This window comes from Ruminococcus sp. 1001136sp1 (genome assembly GCF_039841815.1).
In the GTDB taxonomy this organism is placed as follows: domain Bacteria; phylum Bacillota; class Clostridia; order Lachnospirales; family Lachnospiraceae; genus Blautia_A; species Blautia_A faecis.
Genome location: NZ_JBDPGY010000027.1, coordinates 19,034 through 36,897 on the forward strand (window position 1 = coordinate 19,034; position 17,864 = coordinate 36,897).

15 protein-coding genes and 1 riboswitch are annotated in these 17,864 nt (G+C 42.9%); all 15 genes read right to left on the reverse strand.

Annotated features, from left to right (window positions below):
• Positions 1-56: 56 nt before the first annotated feature.
• Entirely contained in the window at positions 57-3,080 is a 3,024-nt protein-coding gene (locus ABHC48_RS18110; protein WP_195700308.1) for a hypothetical protein, read from the reverse strand.
• 197 nt (positions 3,081-3,277) lie between these two features.
• Positions 3,278-3,479: riboswitch (cobalamin riboswitch) on the reverse strand.
• A 75-nt stretch (positions 3,480-3,554) separates the two neighbouring features.
• Positions 3,555-4,985: a VanW family protein gene (locus ABHC48_RS18115; RefSeq protein WP_195478328.1), complete on the reverse strand. Its 1,431-nt coding sequence runs from the start codon at positions 4,983-4,985 to the stop codon at positions 3,555-3,557.
• 113 nt (positions 4,986-5,098) lie between these two features.
• Positions 5,099-5,443 carry a phosphoribosyl-AMP cyclohydrolase gene (gene hisI / locus ABHC48_RS18120; protein WP_118583473.1) on the reverse strand — a complete coding sequence of 115 codons (345 nt, stop codon included), beginning with the start codon at positions 5,441-5,443 and terminating at the stop codon, positions 5,099-5,101.
• A 128-nt stretch (positions 5,444-5,571) separates the two neighbouring features.
• The gene (hisB, locus tag ABHC48_RS18125; protein WP_195700307.1) at positions 5,572-6,159 is read right to left on the reverse strand and encodes an imidazoleglycerol-phosphate dehydratase HisB; all 588 of its coding nucleotides are present in this window, start codon (positions 6,157-6,159) and stop codon (positions 5,572-5,574) included.
• Complete coding sequence (gene hisD / locus ABHC48_RS18130; RefSeq protein ID WP_195700306.1) at positions 6,156-7,469, reverse strand: histidinol dehydrogenase; 1,314 nt, start codon at positions 7,467-7,469, stop codon at positions 6,156-6,158. The genes hisB and hisD overlap by 4 nt, the downstream gene beginning before the upstream one ends.
• A 48-nt stretch (positions 7,470-7,517) precedes the next feature.
• A complete protein-coding gene (gene hisG, locus ABHC48_RS18135) occupies positions 7,518-8,153 on the reverse strand; it encodes an ATP phosphoribosyltransferase (protein ID WP_148463394.1) in 636 nt (211 codons plus the stop codon).
• On the reverse strand, positions 8,150-9,286 hold the full coding sequence (hisZ, locus tag ABHC48_RS18140) for an ATP phosphoribosyltransferase regulatory subunit (RefSeq protein ID WP_195700305.1): 1,137 nt from the start codon (positions 9,284-9,286) through the stop codon (positions 8,150-8,152). Before hisZ ends, hisG begins: the two co-directional genes overlap by 4 nt.
• 281 nt (positions 9,287-9,567) lie before the next feature.
• The gene (locus tag ABHC48_RS18145) at positions 9,568-10,107 is read right to left on the reverse strand and encodes a Holliday junction resolvase RecU (RefSeq protein WP_195700304.1); all 540 of its coding nucleotides are present in this window, start codon (positions 10,105-10,107) and stop codon (positions 9,568-9,570) included.
• Positions 10,108-10,109: 2 nt separating this feature from the next.
• Positions 10,110-10,679: a signal peptidase I gene (gene lepB / locus ABHC48_RS18150; RefSeq protein ID WP_173716740.1), complete on the reverse strand. Its 570-nt coding sequence runs from the start codon at positions 10,677-10,679 to the stop codon at positions 10,110-10,112.
• A gap of 1 nt (position 10,680) precedes the next feature.
• Entirely contained in the window at positions 10,681-11,661 is a 981-nt protein-coding gene (locus ABHC48_RS18155; protein WP_195700303.1) for an RluA family pseudouridine synthase, read from the reverse strand.
• Between the two features lie 13 nt (positions 11,662-11,674).
• Positions 11,675-12,286, reverse strand: a complete 612-nt coding sequence (locus tag ABHC48_RS18160) for a hypothetical protein (RefSeq protein WP_173718994.1) — start codon at positions 12,284-12,286, stop codon at positions 11,675-11,677.
• Positions 12,287-12,296: 10 nt separating this feature from the next.
• Complete coding sequence (locus ABHC48_RS18165) at positions 12,297-14,207, reverse strand: YgiQ family radical SAM protein (RefSeq protein ID WP_177968565.1); 1,911 nt, start codon at positions 14,205-14,207, stop codon at positions 12,297-12,299.
• Positions 14,208-14,298: 91 nt separating this feature from the next.
• A complete protein-coding gene (locus ABHC48_RS18170) occupies positions 14,299-15,141 on the reverse strand; it encodes a GTP pyrophosphokinase family protein (RefSeq protein ID WP_118583092.1) in 843 nt (280 codons plus the stop codon).
• Positions 15,142-15,258: 117 nt separating this feature from the next.
• Positions 15,259-16,092 carry a M23 family metallopeptidase gene (locus ABHC48_RS18175; RefSeq protein WP_243110476.1) on the reverse strand — a complete coding sequence of 278 codons (834 nt, stop codon included), beginning with the start codon at positions 16,090-16,092 and terminating at the stop codon, positions 15,259-15,261.
• Positions 16,093-16,345: 253 nt separating this feature from the next.
• Positions 16,346-17,797 (reverse strand): aminoacyl-histidine dipeptidase, encoded by a 1,452-nt coding sequence (locus ABHC48_RS18180; protein WP_195700302.1) that lies wholly within the window; start codon positions 17,795-17,797, stop codon positions 16,346-16,348.
• Positions 17,798-17,864: the final 67 nt, after the last annotated feature.

Below are 17,864 nucleotides of genomic sequence, written 5' to 3' on the forward strand. Positions count from 1 at the left end.
TTTATTTTCTCCTGCTGATTATTCTTGCTACTGTGCATATGGTGAAGAATAGTAATTTATTCTTCCTCATCAGTTACAAAAATTGCTTCGTAAGCTTTTTCCCACTCAGCTTTTGCATTGTCATCCTTTTCATCTGCAGAACGGTCCACGATAAACGGGATTTTCAGAGTGGAATATTTCTCTGCGGAATCTTTCAGAAGATTTTCTTTTGCTTCTGTGTCTGCTTCCTCTGTCGGGAGAATATCAGAAGAAAGGATAGAAATACCGCACTGACTCTTTACAAGAGCTTTGTAATCTGTATCTTCATCTTTTCCTGCAAAAGTTACGGAACCATCTTCCAGAGCAGCTGTAAGGCTGTCTACCGTACAGTCCTCTTTTTCCATTCCAAGAGCAGTAACTTTGTCTGTAAGATCAAGCTTATCCAAAATGTTAAGAGCATCTGTGGAAGCCACATAAGCAGATTCTACCGGCTGGTTGATTACGATTACATCTTTATCAAGTCCTGCAGGGATAACAGCACCCTCAGGTACGATCAGGTATTTTACAACATTGCCCATGTAGAGCTTTTCTGTACCTGTAAGTTCCTGGGAATCAGCAGCTTCTGTTTTTGCATTTTCTTTTCCGGAATCAACAGTTTCCGGTTTTCTTGCAGTATCTGTTGTCATATCTACTTCAAGAAGGGTAATACCCTTTGCGTAGTGATAAAGCTTAAAGTATTTTGCATGCTCAAGAGTAGTTTCGTCTTTATACTCAAGACCTGTGATCTCTGGTGCAGAATCATCCAGCTTCTTGTTTCCTGTGGAAAGCATGCTGTTGTCATCTGCCGGGTTATCCTTGTCTGTTTTCTTCGGATCGTTTGCACCCTTTAAAGCGATATAAATGGTGTAAGTGATTTCATGAGCCTGGGACATTCTGGTTGTCATACCAATGATCGTATTATTCTGGTTCAGTGCTACCGGAATTGTGAAAGTAGAAGTTCCGCCGCCGCATGCACCGTAGTATTTATTTCCATTGGCTTTTACATAACCGTAATATTCACTGCTGAATACAATAGTCGCATATGCCTGACCATTTGTTACCGTAACTTTGTTACAGGAAATGCTGACCTTTCCAGAACCACCAGACCAGGAGAAACTGTCAGGAGTATAGGTTCCATCTGCTAATGTAGTAGAACTGTTTACAGATGCTGTTCCGCCGCTTAAGTCAGATTCGTATTTGGATTCCTCTTCCGGTTTCTTGTCTGGCTTTGGAGTTGCTGTTGGTGTAGGAGTTGCTGTCGGTTTTTTATTTGGTTTTGCAGTGGGTGCAGGAGTTGCTGTGATTGTTGTGTCAGGAGCAGTATCTGGCTGCGGATCATCCTGTACGTCACCTATCTTATTTAAAGTGCTGGACTGGAAAGTCAGGATCCTGTCATACCAGATCTGGTTTTTGTGGGAAAAAGCAGCAACTGCAATTCCATTGTCCAGGGCTTCAACAGGAATCTCATATGTATATTTGCCATTTGCGTCTGCCACATATGGAACCCAGGTGGAGGAATCTGCTGCGGTAGCTTCTTCTTTTGTTCCCAGACATAGATAGTCGTAACCAGTTCCGCTTAAAGTAAGAACAGCTGTCATTTTTCCGTTTTTGGAAGTAAGGACACAGTCAATTACACGGAACATAGATGAACTGGAGTTTACTGTAATATTATAAATTCCGCTTGCACAGCTGCCTGGAGCAGGGGTTGCTGTTGGCTCTGGGGTGGTGGTTGCTTCCGGAGTTGTGCTTGGCACTGGAGTTTCAGTTGGTGCAGGAGTCTCAACCGGTGCTTCGGTAGGCTCTGGGGAAACAGTTGGTTCCGGTGTTGGAGCAGCCTCTCCATATCCTGGAACCGCCGGTACGGTAATCGTCAATATACCCTTTGCGTACCAGTTCTGGCTCTTCTTGGAATGAGGAACGACTGCGATTGTCTGAGCTTCCTTGCTTGCAGTAACTTCAAAGGTGTAGGTATAGCCTCCTGCACTGTTCTCTACTCCTTTGATGGAATTTGCTTCTTTATCAGAGTCACTGGCACTGCCAAGATAGATCATGTCATAATTCTGTTTTGCGGTAGAAAGTGTGACAATATATTTATCCTCCGAAACCTTTACAGTGGAACCGGTGATTACGAACATTGCAAATTCATCACCGTTTTCTTTTACAAGCTTGATTCCGGCATCTGTAATCTCATTCTGGGCTGGTGCCTGGGTTGGAGCTGCAGTTGGCAGTGGAGTGGCAGTTGGCTCAGGGGCTGCAGTTGGCTCTGGAGTAGCTGTTGGTTCCGGGGCTTTCATTCCTGGAACGTTCAGTTTCAAAGCCATATTTATGTACCATTTCTGATTTTTTACAGAAAATGGTACGATGCTGAAAGTCTGGACCTGTTCACTGGCAGGAACCTCAAAAATGAAAGTATAACCATCTTCATTTTCTGTACCAACGATTGCTGCTGCATTTTTTGCTTCGTCAGGATCTTCTTTAGAACCAAGATAAAGCTTCTCATAGTTCTTTCCGTCAGTATTGAGGGTTATCTTAATTTTATCACCATTTAATTCAGCAGAAGAGCTTTTGATTTTAAGCATTTTATATGCACTGTTATCTTCCTTGTCAATGGTCATGTTGGAACCATCTGGGTTCAGATCCTCTGGCTTTGTTTCTGGTTTATCTGTCTCTTCGGTTTTGCCCTCTTCTGTTGTTTCTGGTGCAGCTGTAGGCTGTGGAGCTTCTGCTTCCTCATTTTTGCTTTCTTCAGCAGGTGATGCAGTAACCTCAGGAGTGGTCTCAGAGGCAGGTGTTTCTGTAGCAGCAGGTGTCTCTTTCACAGCAGAGGCATCCACTGCTGCCGGAGTTACTGTAGTGTCAGTGTTTTCTTCCTCAGCTGTTGCGTTCTCCTGCACAGGAGTCTCAGCAGCAACAGCAGTCTTCTCCGCCTCTGTTTCTGGAGTTGGTGTAACAGAAACCTGTACGTTTGCATCCTCATTTTCTGCCTGTGTAAGTACAGCAGGAGTGACCGTCATCGCGACGGAAAGGAACAGTGCAAGAAAGCGTTTTGAATTTCTTTTCATTTCTTTTTCCTCGATTCTTCCTATTATTTTATAATTTGAATAAATCCCAATTGCTTCTGGAGCCTGTTTGTACAATGGGCAATCCTGACAGGATTATTTCAAAAAAATGCCTGCTTCCTCTGAGAAAACAGGCACTAAAAATTCAATATATTGTATTATCAAATATATTAATGAGAATGAAGTACTTTCTTCGGAAGCTTTCATTAAACGAATTCAGCAGGTTTCCTGACTTACAGATCAACACAGAATCCATCCTTCTCAGCAATATACCAATGGTTTCACTGGATTCTACTCCCTGGTTACAGTGACCGGATCGTTCAGGACTTTCACCTGATTCCCTCTTAGAGCGTGTTGAAAAAATATTCTCACAATCTGCACGCTGTAGCAGACAGATATGTCTGGCACTGAAAACGGATTTATTCAATTCACCTCATTATAGCAGACCGTTATGTCGAAATCAATAGATTTATAGGGTTATTGCTTGTATTTACTGTACCCGACTTCATCTGTGCGGAGAAGTGTTCCATTCTCATCGTAAACACTGCGGTAGGTTTTACAGGTGTTTGGATCGGAATGCTCTGTAGTAATCTCTACCGTATTATTGTCAGTTTGGGTTCCGTAAATGGATACCGTTACGGCTTCCTCTTTTTCATCGTAAGAGGCTTCAATTTTAATTGGATAAGCAGTATTATTCTGAAAACGGAAATCCTGACCTCCCCACACCACTGCTGCGTCCAGACCATCCTCAACATAATCAATTCGGGCAGCGTGATTATGACGCTCAACAATGGTCAGATCAGACTGCAGGCATGCCATAAACAACGTAGTGGAAATCTGGCAGATTCCGCCTCCGATATCCTGGGCATGTTCGCCTCCTACAATTACAGTTGCTTCCCTGTACCCTCGTTCCTCAGTACGTGGACCTAAAGTATCGTTGTAGGAAAAAATCTGTCCTGGCTGAAGTTCCACTCCATCACAGGCTTCCACGGCAAGCTTCAAATTGGCAACACGGTTTTCGGTACCGCCGCCATATGTAGTATAAGTACCAAGAAGATTCAGATAAGGAAGGGCTTCTATCTCTTCTGTAGAAACTTCGGGTAGGGTTATTTCAAGGGGGATGGTAATCTTTGCCCCTTCTTTTGCTTTTTCCAGCTTCTTTGCAGCTGACTTCACATCAAATGAAATTCCGGTAACTGCTGGAATAATTTCATTATTTTCCCCCAGAGAAGCATCTGTGGCATCTGTATGTACTTTTTCATAATAGGCTTCCAGATCCAGTTCCTCTGGCGGTGTCTTCATAGTAGGACATTCGATAACAGCTTCATAATCTTCTATGGAAATTGCTTTTAGAATCGCTTCTTTCAATGCATCCATATCCGGACCGATTCCGGTTTTTCCCTTAGTGATAACCAGCTCTGTATCTGTAAGTTCACAGGAAGTCTGTATAGTGGTGGATCCCTTTGAAATTCCAGCATCCTCCAGAAGCTTGTCCAGTTCGTCTTTGTTTCGGGCTTCTGGCATAAGGGTGACTTCTTCCTTTGTCTTGCTGTTCATCAGTTCGATGCGGTCAGTTCCATGAGTAAACCAGGCACCATGTCCAAGAGCATAGGCACTTTCTACAATTGATTTTACATCAAGACCGAGAACAGGATAGATGGATACCTTAAAGTTCTTTCCATTCAGGGTAATGGTCATCTGTGTGTTCTCATATTTTTCCTGAAAATCTTTTGAAATTGCGTCAATGGCTTCCTCTTTGGTCATTCCCTGAATGGCTATGCCGTTTATTTTAAGCTTCTTCCAGATTACATTATCTGTAAGAAAATGACACCACAGCCCATACGCACCTGCCAGAATCAGAACCAGGATCAGAACTTTGATCACACCGTTTTTCACTTGTTTTTTCATGTAATAATTTTACCTTTTGCAGTCTTTTTTAGAGCGTGTTTGAAAAAGGCTTTCTGCAAAATATATCGCAAAGTGGGGCGTGCAGATTGCAGGAATGATTTTTCAAACAGGCTTTAGAGCAATGGGGTAAAAAAGCATGTCCGGTTTCCGGTATGGCATGCAGCCCCTACCTGCTCTACTTTTGCCAGAATTGTATCATTATCACAGTCTATAGTCAATGATTTCACATACTGAACATGACCGGAGGTTAGTCCTTTGGTCCAGAGCTCGTTGCGGCTGCGGCTCCAGTAAGTCATTTTTCCCAGCTTCAGAGTGGTAAGGTATGCTTTCTCGTTCATGTACGCAAGCATAAGAACTTCGTCTGTTTTGTAATCCTGCACAATAACCGGAACCATGCCGTCACTGTTTAATTTGAAATCTGACCAGGACATTTTGGACTTTAATTGGTTCTGTTCCATATTTTTAATACTCCTTTATGAAAAATTCTTCTGCAATTATGCCACCTGCTTTCATGCTCAATTCGAAAAAAATGAAAACAAGTGGCATATATCATATCGTCTTAATTGTAATTCTGTTTGTTCTGCCTTTAAAGACTTCCCTTCGTAGAAAGCACATCTGTAATACGAGGATCATAAGCTACCGCCATATCCAGCGCCTTTGCAAAGCTTTTGAACATGGCTTCTGCCATATGGTGATTATTTCCCGGTGTTAGAACCTTAATGTGAAGATTCATGGCTGCCGTATAAGAAATGGCGTAAAAGAATTCCTTCATCATTTCTGTGGACATATCTCCAATTTTTTCACTGGTAAACGTACCTTCGAAGGAAAGATACGGGCGTCCCCCGAGATCAATGGCGCAAAGCACAAGACACTCATCCATTGGAAGGATGCAGCTTCCGTAACGCCTGATTCCTTTCTTGTCTCCAACCGCTTCTTTAATAGCTGTGCCAAGAACAATTCCCGTATCTTCAATGGTATGATGATCGTCAACCTGAAGATCACCCTTTACCTTTATATCCAGATCAAAAAGTCCGTGGCGGGTAAAGCCATCTAACATGTGATCGAAAAATCCCACACCTGTATCCAGACTGCTTTTTCCGGTTCCGTCCAGATTCAGCTTTATGGCAATTTTAGTTTCCTTTGTATTTCGTTCAACAGTAGCTTCTCTTGTCATGACTGCTCCTTTTTATCTTCCTCTTCAAAGCGGACTGCAATGGAGTTGGCGTGTGCAGTTAGCTGCTCTGAGGATGCAAACTGGATGATGTCCTTGTGGATTTCCTGTAATGCAGACCTGGAATAATATACAATACTGGATTTCTTAATAAAATCGTCGACGGAAAGTGCAGAGAAGAACTTGGCTGTTCCGTTGGTAGGAAGAACGTGGTTTGGTCCGGCAAAGTAATCACCAAGAGGCTCAGAACTGTACTCTCCAATGAAAATAGCGCCTGCATTTCGCACCTTCATCATTACCTCAAAGGCGTTTTTGGTGACAATTTCCATGTGTTCAGATGCAATCTCATTCGCTGCTTCAATCGCTTCATCCATATCTTCTGCAACAAGGATATATCCAAAATTTTCCAGAGATTTCTCAATGATCTCTTTTCTGGAAAGAACCTTCAGATAACCTTCAATCTCTTTCTCTACATTCTGTGCCAGTTCTGTACTGGTAGTAATAAGGATTGCAGAAGCCATCTCATCGTGTTCTGCCTGGGAAAGAAGGTCTGCAGCTACATAGTGTGCATTTGCAGTTTCATCTGCAAGGACAAGGATCTCACTTGGACCAGCAATGGAATCAATGCTCACATGTCCATAAACAGCTTTTTTTGCAAGGGCTACAAAAATGTTGCCAGGTCCTACGATCTTGTCTACCTTTGGGATGCTTGCAGTACCATAAGCAAGTGCTCCGACTGCCTGTGCACCACCAACTTTGTAGATCTCATCAGCGCCTGCTTCTTTGGCAGCAACCAGAGTGGAGGGATTTACTTTACCGTCTTTTCCAGGAGGTGTGGTCATAACGATGTGAGGTACTCCTGCCACTTTTGCCGGCACAATATTCATTAATACAGAAGAAGGATAAACTGCTTTTCCGCCTGGAACATAAACACCTACACGATTTAATGGTGTTACTTTCTGACCAAGCATGGTGCCTTTTTCGGTACTGGTAAACCAGCTGTTCTGACGCTGTTTCTCATGGTAGCTGCGGATGTTTACAAGTGCCTTGCGGATAACTTCCAGTAAGGAAGCATCAACTGCTTTATAGGCTTCTTCGATTTCCTCTTCGGTTACACGTATGGTTTCCGGAGTAACCTCTACTTTATCAAATTCTTTTGTGTAAGAAAAAAGAGCTTCATCCCCTTTTTCTTTTACATTTGCAAGAATATCTGCTACTGCAGCTTCGAACTTGCCGTAATTATTAGGGCTCCGTTTTAAAAGATTTTCCAGGATATCTTTGGTAGATTCTTTTGTTAATCTTACTGTACGCATTGTGATCGATCCTTCCAATTTTATTTTATTCCAGAAAAAACAGTAATTTCAGATTACCTTTCGTAAATCTTCAATCAGCTTACTGATTCTTTCATTTTCCATTTTCATGCTTACCTGATTCACAACCATTCTTGCTGAAAGAGGGCAAACTTCTTCTAACACCTTCAGTCCATTTTCACGAAGTGTGCTTCCGGTCTCAACGATATCCACGATCACTTCAGAAAGACCTACAATAGGGGCAAGCTCAATAGAACCATTCAGCTTAATGATTTCCACAGTCTGATGTTTCTTATTATAGAAATAATCTTTGGCAATGTTTGGATATTTGGTTGCCACACGAATCAGCTGGTTTGAATTCAGAAGGGGTTTGGCACTTTCAGGTCCGCAAACACACATGCGGCAGGCTCCAAATCCAAGATCCATTACCTCGTAAAGCTTACGGCCTTCTTCCAGGATTGTATCCTTTCCGACAATTCCGATGTCAGCTGCGCCATATTCTACATATGTAGGTACATCTGGTCCTTTGGCAAGGAAAAAACGAAGCTTTAATTCTTCATTTACAAAAATCAGTTTACGGGAATCCTTATCTTTCATCTCTTCGCAGGTGATCCCGATTTTCTCAAGCATGGCAAGGGTTTTGTCTGCAAGTCTTCCCTTGGTAAGGGCAAAAGTCAGATATCTCATAATTCCACCTCACAAACCTTAGTTACTTTCTCTGGGCGAAGGGCTACATTTCTGCCCTGGGCGCGAAGCTCTTTGGCCTTCTGGATTGCCTGGATACGGTTTTCTTTGCGGTAAGTGATAACCGTAACGCCCTCCTCTTCCTCCATTTCGATTTTCTGTCTGGAAAGAGCCATCAGAAGGTTATCTACTACAATGGCAAACCCGATGGATGCAGCAGGCTTGCCGAAATGTTTCATCAGCTGGTTGTAACGTCCGCCCTTGATCAGCGCTTCTCCTGTACCATAGGTATAAGCCTGAAAAATGATTCCGGTATAGTAATGATATTTGCTTAACATTGCAAAATCAAAAGTTACATATTTCTCATAGCCGTAAACCTTCAGAAGCTCATAGATTTCTTCCAAACGCGCAACCGCCTTTAATGCCTGTGGATTGTCCGTAAGGGATTTTGCTTTTTCCAGAACTTCTGTCGATCCGAACATCTGAGGAAGCTGGGAAAGAACTCTTGCAAGGGATTTATCCATGTTCTTATTCTTTACAAGCTCTTCCACACCGAAGTAATTTTTCTGGGAAATCAGCTCCCGAAGCTCTTCTTCCTCTTCCTGGCTCAAGCCTGTCTGGGCAAAAATCGCTTTATAATAGTCAACCTGCCCAACGCTTACCTGAAATTCGGTAAGTCCTGTCGCAAGCAGACACTCTACTGTCATAGCCAGAATCTCTGCATCTGCTTCCGGTGAATCATCGCCCATACGTTCAACGCCCATCTGGGTTGTCTCTTTCAATCTTCCGCGAAAGCTGGAATTATTGATAAAAGTGTTGCCTGTATAACACAGACTTACTACTTCTTTTTCAGGGTTAAAATAGGTGGCACAGGCTCTGGAAACAGACGGTGTAAAGTCAGGTCGAAGAACAAGGGTATTGCCTTCTCTGTCAAAAAATTTATAAAGCTCCCTGGAGGGAATGGTTCCCACTTCTTTACTAAACACTTCAAAATATTCAAATGTGGGAGTTTCTATATCTTCAAAGCCATACTGATGGAATACACGGTGAAGCTTTTCCTGAAGTTTTTGCTTTCGGCTGCATTCCTGACTGTAAATATCCCGTACACCCTCCGGCGTATGAAAAATTCTCTGCATATCATGTTTCCTCCATGTTGTTTCTTGCTTGTTAATTACATAACGCTTTATCACGCTACTACGATAATGCAAAATCAATGTTGATTATAGTGGAATATTCCAAGATTGTCAAGACGAAGTGTTGCGTGGTTACTGTTCACTGGTAACATTCCGCGAGATGTTTTTTGTGAACAAAGTTCACAGAAAACCCGAGAGTTGCGGCGCGAAATCATGCAAAGCATGATTTCTGTGCATCGCGAAGCGTGTTACTGTAAACGGAGTGAACAGTAACGTTGCGTGTGTTATGGCAACACGCGTGTTTTCAGATCCAATTTTAATCCCTCTAAATAAGGAACCAGAAATCCGCTTTTTTTCGGCAGGTAATACTTCTCATCCAATTCCTCCCTGCGGAAGCTTTTCCGTCCGCCCTCTTCCATCCGTCTCCAGTATACCAAAAGTTCCTGAAAAGGCAGATAATAAAATAGATTCAGCTGACTGAAAAATATAAGAAAAAATGCCACGCCATTCTGTTTTTCAAAGTCCTCCATAAATTTCACCTGGTGAGGATGAATATTTGCCAGAGGAAACGTCTGGGCGCTGCATTCCTTTGCATCAAAGCAGACAGGAATTCCCTGTACTGCACCTATATAGTCAACAGTACTTCGCTGGTCAAAGTATGCCAGAGTAATGTGACGGTTCTCTTTGTCCATGCGTACCGGAGTGATGGGAGTGGGAATCTTCTGTATCAGAGCAAGTCCCTTCTCCCTGTACTGATCGTTTGTTCGGTTTACAAGGTCCTCCAGGGTAGAACCCCGGAGCCCTCTGCTGTTCCATGTCGCCATTCTTACGGTTCCTCGTAGCCAAGAAGCTTGATGGATGGATAATATCTTACAACTGCTTTCCCTACAATCTGGTCAAAGCGGACGAATGTGTTCTTCCAGAAGCGGGAATCCTTAGAATCATTTCGGTTATCACCCAGCATAAAATAGCAATTGTCCGGAACGGTATATGGACCGAAGCTTCCTTGCATTTTCTCTGGAATAAAGGAATCATCAAGAGCAGTCTCAGAACCGTCGATGTATACCTTTCCGTCTTTGATCTCAACAGTCTCTCCCGGAAGTCCGATCACACGTTTGATGAAAAGCTGGCTTTCATCATCCGGATACTTGAAAATTACAATGTCAAAGCGCTCGGGATCCTTGACTTTTTTGGAAATCTCATGTCCAAACAGATCCAGATTGATACCATATGCAAGACGGAATCCAAAGATACGGTCGCCGGTCATAATAGTCTTCTCCATGGATGGAGAAGGGATTTTTGCGTTGATCAGTACTACATTGTTGATAACCAGGACTATAGCAACTACAATGATGATCATTTTTATATAGTCCCATACTTCATGCCAGATTTTCATATTATTTATTCTCCTCTACGTGTTCCTCTTTCAGGATTTTTTGAAACAGATAAGGCAAAGGAGCCGTGAACTCTTTGCCAGACAGATAGGAAAGACGCCCTTCAATTTCCGGAATTTCCAACCTGTATGCGTGAAGCAGTTGCGATTTCAGACCATACTTTCTGCAGTATTCATCGTTTAAGGTACGCCTGCCGTACTTGTAATCTCCAATAAGGGGATGACCAGTTCCTGCAAGGTGTGCCCTGATCTGATGTGTGCGTCCGGTGATCAGCTCCACCTCAAGAAGGGTAACGGTTCCGTTATCTTCAAGGGGACGGTATCTGGTCTCAATGGGAAGTGCTCCGGATGTTTCCGTTTCCTGTACTGTTACTTTATTACATTTTTCGTCTTTATGCAAATATCCTTTGATATATTTTTCATTTTTTATAACACCATTTACCAGGCAGCGGTAAAATTTGTGAAGGCTTCGATCATGAAACAATGAAGAAAGCTCCTGAAGTCCTGCCAGGGACTTCCCTGCAGCCACAAGTCCGCTGGTATTACGGTCCAGACGATTGCAGACAGATGGGCGGAAGGTATGTAAAGACGCTTCCGTAACCGCTCCGCTTTCCAGAAGATACCCCGTCAGATATTCTACCAGTGATGGTTCCTTATCATCTGCAGGCTGGGAAAGCATTCCAACAGGTTTGTTAATCAGAAGGATATTGTCGTCTTCGTATACAATATCAAGCTTCTGATGAGCTCTTGCTACCGTTTCCTGTACTCCTGCAAATTTCCCGAAAGTCTCATCCGAAAGGAAAAGCTTTACGTGGTCACCAGTGGAAAGCTTCTCATTTCCAGTGGCCCTACCGCCGTTTAAGGTAATATTTTTCTTGCGGAGCATTTTGTAAAAAAAGCTTTTTGGAGCTTCACGGAGAAGCTTTCCTAAATATTTGTCAAAGCGCTGTCCCGCTTCATTTTCATTAATAATAAATTCTTTCATGTTGGATATCCTCTTAGATACACAAATTCAGGATCACATGCTTCACCATTTCATCTCTGGTAAAATCAGGATATCTTGGATCTGGTGTAAAGCGAAGCCCTTCTTCTAAGGATTCCTTGTGTTCGTTCATAGAATCAAGACGTTCCAGGAAAGGACGAAGCTCTCCAAGAATTTTTACATCTACTTTATAGCCGTTTTTGCGAACCAGTTTCTGGGCTTCTGCAGCCATAAAATTTGTATCTGCTTTCGGATCACTGGTATAACCGACTACGGTATTTCCGCACACGGCAATGGCATCTATGGTGCATTTTTTTTCATAGAAAGTCATATACATCTCGTACGCCATTACAAGATCACCCTGATGCGCATGGATCTTCTTGTACAGGACCGGATCTACAGGCTTTGCCAGATAGACCATGATCACATCTACCACAGCCTTACAGCCTGGAAGAGATCCTACCAGAGCAATGATCGTCCAGATAGAATTTCTGGTACCTAGGTAGATCCACATACTGATAAAAATAAAAACGGGGACACCAAGCATAATGGCAGCAATTATGATCCTGCGCTTTCGTTCACGCTTCAGATATCCGAATTCTCCTTTGTTTGTCTGCATTAGTTTCATGAAAACACTCCTATTTCTGCTTTTTTCTTGTGTGATGATTGCGGATGGTTTTCTTTGGTGCCGGACCATGCTTTGATCCTCTGTTACGCCCGGCATTCTCTGTATATTTGTTGTCGCCATGCTCTTTTCTGACAGGCCGGATCAGACATTTTTCCCCATACCCAACCAGATCCATACGCCCTGCAATTTTCAATCCTTCGAGAACCAGTTCTCTGTTGACCGGATTCTTATATTGCATAAGCGCACGTTGAATGGCTTTTTCATGGGCACTCTTCGGCACATAAACCTTTTCGCCTGTAAGAGGATGGATTCCCGTGTAATACATACAGGTAGACAGTGTAGAAGGTGTTGGGTAAAAGTCCTGCACCTGCTCCGGAGTAAAGCCAAGATCACGGACATATTCTGCCAGTTTCACCGCCTCTTTCATGGTACATCCCGGATGGGAGGACATAAAATATGGCACGGCAAACTGCTGTAAGCCAGCCTTCTTATTTGCCTTGTCAAATTCCTTCAAAAATTTCTCATACACTTCGTGTGACGGCTTGCCCATATATTTCAGCACCTGATTGGAAACATGCTCAGGAGCTACACGAAGCTGTCCGCTTACATGATATTTGGCAAGTTCATTAAGAAAAGTTTTGTCCGGGTCTGCCAACACATAATCGAAACGCACACCGGAACGGACAAATACTTTTTTTACTTTTGGAAGATCCCGGAGCTTACGAAGAAGAGAAACGTAATCTTTGTGATCCGCGGTCAGATTCTTACATGGCTCAGGAAACAGACAATGACGGTTCTTGCAAACGCCTCTGGTCAGCTGTTTCTGGCAGGAAGGCTGGCGAAAGTCTGCCGTAGGTCCGCCTACATCGTGGATATATCCCTTGAAATCTTTCTCCTCGGTCATGTGGACCGCTTCTTTCAGAATTGATTCATGACTTCTGGTTTGCAGGATTCTTCCCTGATGAAAAGTTAATGCACAGAAGCTGCAGCTTCCGAAACAACCCCTGTTGCTGGTAAGGCTGAATTTAATTTCCTCTAATGCAGGAATTCCGCCGTCTTTCTCATACATGGGATGATAATTTCCCACATAAGGAAGATCATATACATCGTCCATCTCCTCCTGTGTAAGAGGTAATGCAGGTGGATTCTGGATTACATAGCCCTTTGTTCCGTAGGATTCGGCCATGGTTCCTGCTGTAAAAGGATCTGTATTCTGATACTGGATGGCAAAGCTTCTGGCATAAGCCAGCTTATCCGCCTGTACTTCATCAAAAGAAGGAAGTATGATCGGCTCGTAAGTGCGGGACAGATCCCTGCATTTATAGACGGTTCCTGCCACATAGGTAATTTCGCTGACAGGGATTCCGCTGTCAAGAGCCTCTGCAATCTCAATAATAGAATGCTCTCCCATTCCGTAAGAAATCAGGTCTGCGCCGGAATCTATGAGGATACTGTGCTTCACCTTATTTTCCCAGTAATCGTAATGTGCCATACGTCTGAGGCTTGCCTCGATTCCACCAAGAATTACAGGAGTTTTCTTAAAAGTCTGACGAATCAGATTACTGTATACAATAACAGCACGGTCCGGCCTCAAACCCATTTTACCGCCAGGAGAATAAGAATCCTTCTGGCGGTGCTTTTTTGCAACGGTATAATGATTTACCATGGAATCCATATTGCCGGCACTTACAAGGAAGCCAAGGCGAGGCTCTCCAAATATGGCAATACTCTCCTTCCTGCGCCAGTCGGGCTGTGGGATAATTCCCACTTTATAGCCCCGGCTCTCCAGAAGGCGGCTGATAATAGCAGTACCGAAAGAGGAATGATCTACGTAAGCATCTCCTGTCACGTAGACAAAATCCACCTGATCCCAGCCTCTGTCCTCCATGTCTTTTTTTGTAACTGGTAAAAATTGTGACATCTATATTTTTCTCCTATGCACTGCTCATTCTGTAAGGCGTGTTCCAAGAATGGTGTGAACAAAATGAACAGTAACGTATTTTCGGACAGATTTATGAAATACAGCTCTTGCCTGGCTGATGTCCGATATTATGGTAAACAGCCTGGGCGCGGTAACCTTCCGCGATAATATCAAGCTGTCTGTGAAAACGCTCCAGCTGTTTCAAATCCTTGGTATGGAAAACACGAAGGAATTCTGTCTGAATTTTGGTAATCTCCCGTTCGCTGGATACGCGGTAAAGATTTTCTATATTATTGAGAATATCTTTTACAAGATTGGACTGCATCTGGGAAGAATTCTGGGCATCCATGATTTCATCGCGCACAGAAGACATTTCCTGATCCAGCAAAATAATAGCATCCGCGGCATTCGTCAGACGCTCTGCCACATGCGGTGGCATGTCCCCTTTATATTTGTACTGAAGGGAATGTTCGATCGTTGCCCAGAAGTCCATAGCCATGGTGCGGATCTGAATTTCCGCCTGCAGCTTCCGGGGACCATTTAATGTTTCTACTGTATAATAAATGATCAGATGGAGACTTCTGTAACCACTCTGTTTCACATGCTTCAGATAATTCTTCTCACTCTTAATGGTCATATCTGACCGGTTTTGGATCAGGGATGCTACTGTCTCAATATCTTCCTCAAACTGACAGATAATACGGATTCCAGCAATGTCTTCTACTTCTTCCTCCATGCGTTCCATAGGAATATGCTTGCGCTGCATTTTCTCCAGAATGCTGGATACACTTTTCACTCGTCCGCTTACCTGCTCAATAGGGGAATACAGATCATTTTCTCGATGTTCGCTGATAATGTGTTCAAATTTGACAATCAGTTCCCTGACTGCCAGTTCGTAGGGGCATAAAATGCTTCTCCATAACTGTATTTCCATATAAATCGCTCCTTACAGAATATGGGCATTGTATTATGAAAAATATTCTGCAGTTAAATTTAAGTGTGTCTGCCCATATGTTTAATCATTATAGCATATATTTCAAAAAATTTGTTATCAATAAGTGTATTTTTTTACTTTTTTCTCCATTGCCTGTAAGACATAGTAAGGGTTTACACTCAGTTCCTCTTTTCCCTGTGGATTTATGTAGATTCCCAGATGAAGATGAACCGGAAATTTTCCGGACATTCCTTCTTCTCCGTATCCGGTATCTCCCATGAATCCAAGAATCTGCCCCGCTTCCACTGCTTCACCTGTCTGAAAATATTTTTCATAGGATGCAAGATGGGCATAATAAAAATACCCTCCATGAGAAGAACGGATTCCGATCCGGTATCCGCCAAGAGGAAGCCATCCGATTTTTTCTATTTTGCCATCAGTCATGGAAATCACAGGATAAAATCCGGATTGAGAAACCCTGCCAAAGAGATCGCAGCCTTCGTGCGTCCGGCTTCCACCATAGCTTCGGGCAGCGCCAAAGGTGTTTTCATAAAAAATCTCTTGCCATATTTCTCTATCGTTTCTGATTGGAATGGGAAAATTTTCCAGGTCTTTCCAGACAGCCAGATAACAGCTTCTCAGGTCATAATAGGCTTTGGGCTTGAAGCGGAGATATGCTTCCCTGTTCCCGGAAAGATATTTTGGAAAAAATTTTCCATTCAGCATAGTTGTTGTAAGAAGATCGGCAAATTCTCCATCCGAATGTACTCTTTCTTCTAACTCTGCATATAGCGCAGACGACAAAGCCTGTTCCCGGAAGCTTTCTGTAAAACAGGTGTCCGGTTTTAACAGGGAGGCCTGGCTTCTTTGCTGAATAAAATTCTGAAGCAAGATAAGCAGCGGCAAAAGAAAAAGAAGAAGGAGTAAGTGTTTCCCGGTCTTTCTTTTCATGGCATTTCCTCTCTTTAATATATGGGAAAAGGTGGATGATTTTTTTGTTACCAGTAAATAGTAACGATTTTTTCACCCTCAGATAATATATGGAAAATCAGAAAAATTAGAACAAAAAATCAGCTGTATGGAAAATATTTTTCCAAATACAGCTGATTCGAATGATCAAAGGCTATGGCAGCCACAGTTACTATTTAATGGGGGTATGCCAAAAGCTTTATGAAAAACAGGCTTTTAAATATACATGTAATTATCAGTCTTTCAAATTTTTCAATACTTCTGTCAGATATTCCCAAACCCGTTTCACAGAAGCCATATCAAGGCGTTCTTTGCTGGTGTGGATGTCCAGAATATCCGGTCCAAGAGAGGTGCAGTCAAGGTTTTCCATTCGCTCATAAAAAATACCACATTCCAGACCGGCATGAATGGCAACTACCTCCAGGTCTTTACCGTACATGTTTTTATAAATTTCTACCATCTTGTCACGAAGAGGAGAAGCTTTACGATACTCCCATGCAGGATAAGCCCCCTCAGTCTCATATTCGCCTCCCAGAAATTCTGTCAGATATTGGATTTTATGGGAAAGAGCCTCTTTGGCAGTTCCTACAGAGCTTCGGATACTGGTCTGTACAAACAACTCGTCCCCATACAGCTTCAGAATTCCGGGATTGCAGGAGGTTTCCACCAGATTTTCTATGGTACCACTCATTTTCTTAACACCAAATGGCATGTTCATCAGATAAAAAAGCACTTTTTCCTGGCTGGTGGGATGAAGAACCTGTGCATCCATATCCCCTTCTTCTGTTATCTGAATTGTAATAGTATCATCTGTACCAGTGTATTCTGCCCGGAAATCCTTCTGCATTTTCTTTGCAAGGGAAGTGATCTGAGAAATTTCTTCCGGAAGCACAAGAAGAACCGCTTCGCATTCTTTTGTAATAACGTTGTCCTGCTGACCACCTTCTAATTCTTTTAATGCATAGCCACAGACATGGGAAAGTTCATAAAGAAACTGTCCCATAAGAATATTGGCACTTGCGCGGTTTTTGTGTATTTCAGCTCCGGAATGGCCTCCCACAAGTCCACAGACTTTTACGTTAACTTTTCTGCCGGAAGCGTCCACACGCCGGACTGGCAGATAAGAATTTCCAGCAACACCACCAGCGCAGCTTACCCACAGACAGCCCTCTTTTTCAGAATCCAGATTGATCATTCTTCTTCCCTTCAAAAGGCTGCAGTCGAATCCGTCAGCGCCCAGAAGCCCCGTCTCTTCATCGACGGTGAAAACAACCTCCAAAGCCGGATGCGGCAAATCTGTGCTGTCTAAAAGCGCAAGGCCATAAGCCACTGCAATTCCGTCATCGCCGCCAAGAGTAGTGCCCTCGGCTGATAAAAAGCCATCTTTTACAACCAGCTTTAGTCCATCCTTTGTAAAATCATGTTCGATTTCCGGGCATTTCGCACAAACCATATCCATATGTCCCTGAAGGATGACTGTGGGCGCGTTTTCGTAGCCAGGTGTTGCAGGTTTATAAATCACAACATTATTCATGTCATCTTGAACATATTTCAAATCATGTTCCTTTGCAAAATTCACCAGATAATCACTGATTTGTTTTGTATTTCCTGAACCATGTGGAATACCACAGATTTCCTCAAAATAGTGAAACACATTTTTGGGTTCGAAGTTTTCTAAAATTGCCATATGGGTTACCTCCAAAATTTTATATATGGTTTGTATTTATCTTTTCGGCATTTTGAGACAGAAACAG

What these genes read in the sequence shown, in the direction of transcription:
- ABHC48_RS18110 (WP_195700308.1), bottom strand. Translation starts at nt 3,080, where the DNA reads ATGAAAAGAAATTCAAAACGCTTTCTTGCACTGTTCCTTTCCGTCGCG.
- ABHC48_RS18115 (WP_195478328.1), bottom strand. Translation starts at nt 4,985, where the DNA reads ATGAAAAAACAAGTGAAAAACGGTGTGATCAAAGTTCTGATCCTGGTT.
- hisI (WP_118583473.1), bottom strand. Translation starts at nt 5,443, where the DNA reads ATGGAACAGAACCAATTAAAGTCCAAAATGTCCTGGTCAGATTTCAAA.
- hisB (WP_195700307.1), bottom strand. Translation starts at nt 6,159, where the DNA reads ATGACAAGAGAAGCTACTGTTGAACGAAATACAAAGGAAACTAAAATT.
- hisD (WP_195700306.1), bottom strand. Translation starts at nt 7,469, where the DNA reads ATGCGTACAGTAAGATTAACAAAAGAATCTACCAAAGATATCCTGGAA.
- hisG (WP_148463394.1), bottom strand. Translation starts at nt 8,153, where the DNA reads ATGAGATATCTGACTTTTGCCCTTACCAAGGGAAGACTTGCAGACAAA.
- hisZ (WP_195700305.1), bottom strand. Translation starts at nt 9,286, where the DNA reads ATGCAGAGAATTTTTCATACGCCGGAGGGTGTACGGGATATTTACAGT.
- ABHC48_RS18145 (WP_195700304.1), bottom strand. Translation starts at nt 10,107, where the DNA reads ATGGCGACATGGAACAGCAGAGGGCTCCGGGGTTCTACCCTGGAGGAC.
- lepB (WP_173716740.1), bottom strand. Translation starts at nt 10,679, where the DNA reads ATGAAAATCTGGCATGAAGTATGGGACTATATAAAAATGATCATCATT.
- ABHC48_RS18155 (WP_195700303.1), bottom strand. Translation starts at nt 11,661, where the DNA reads ATGAAAGAATTTATTATTAATGAAAATGAAGCGGGACAGCGCTTTGAC.
- ABHC48_RS18160 (WP_173718994.1), bottom strand. Translation starts at nt 12,286, where the DNA reads ATGAAACTAATGCAGACAAACAAAGGAGAATTCGGATATCTGAAGCGT.
- ABHC48_RS18165 (WP_177968565.1), bottom strand. Translation starts at nt 14,207, where the DNA reads ATGTCACAATTTTTACCAGTTACAAAAAAAGACATGGAGGACAGAGGC.
- ABHC48_RS18170 (WP_118583092.1), bottom strand. Translation starts at nt 15,141, where the DNA reads ATGGAAATACAGTTATGGAGAAGCATTTTATGCCCCTACGAACTGGCA.
- ABHC48_RS18175 (WP_243110476.1), bottom strand. Translation starts at nt 16,092, where the DNA reads ATGAAAAGAAAGACCGGGAAACACTTACTCCTTCTTCTTTTTCTTTTG.
- ABHC48_RS18180 (WP_195700302.1), bottom strand. Translation starts at nt 17,797, where the DNA reads ATGGCAATTTTAGAAAACTTCGAACCCAAAAATGTGTTTCACTATTTT.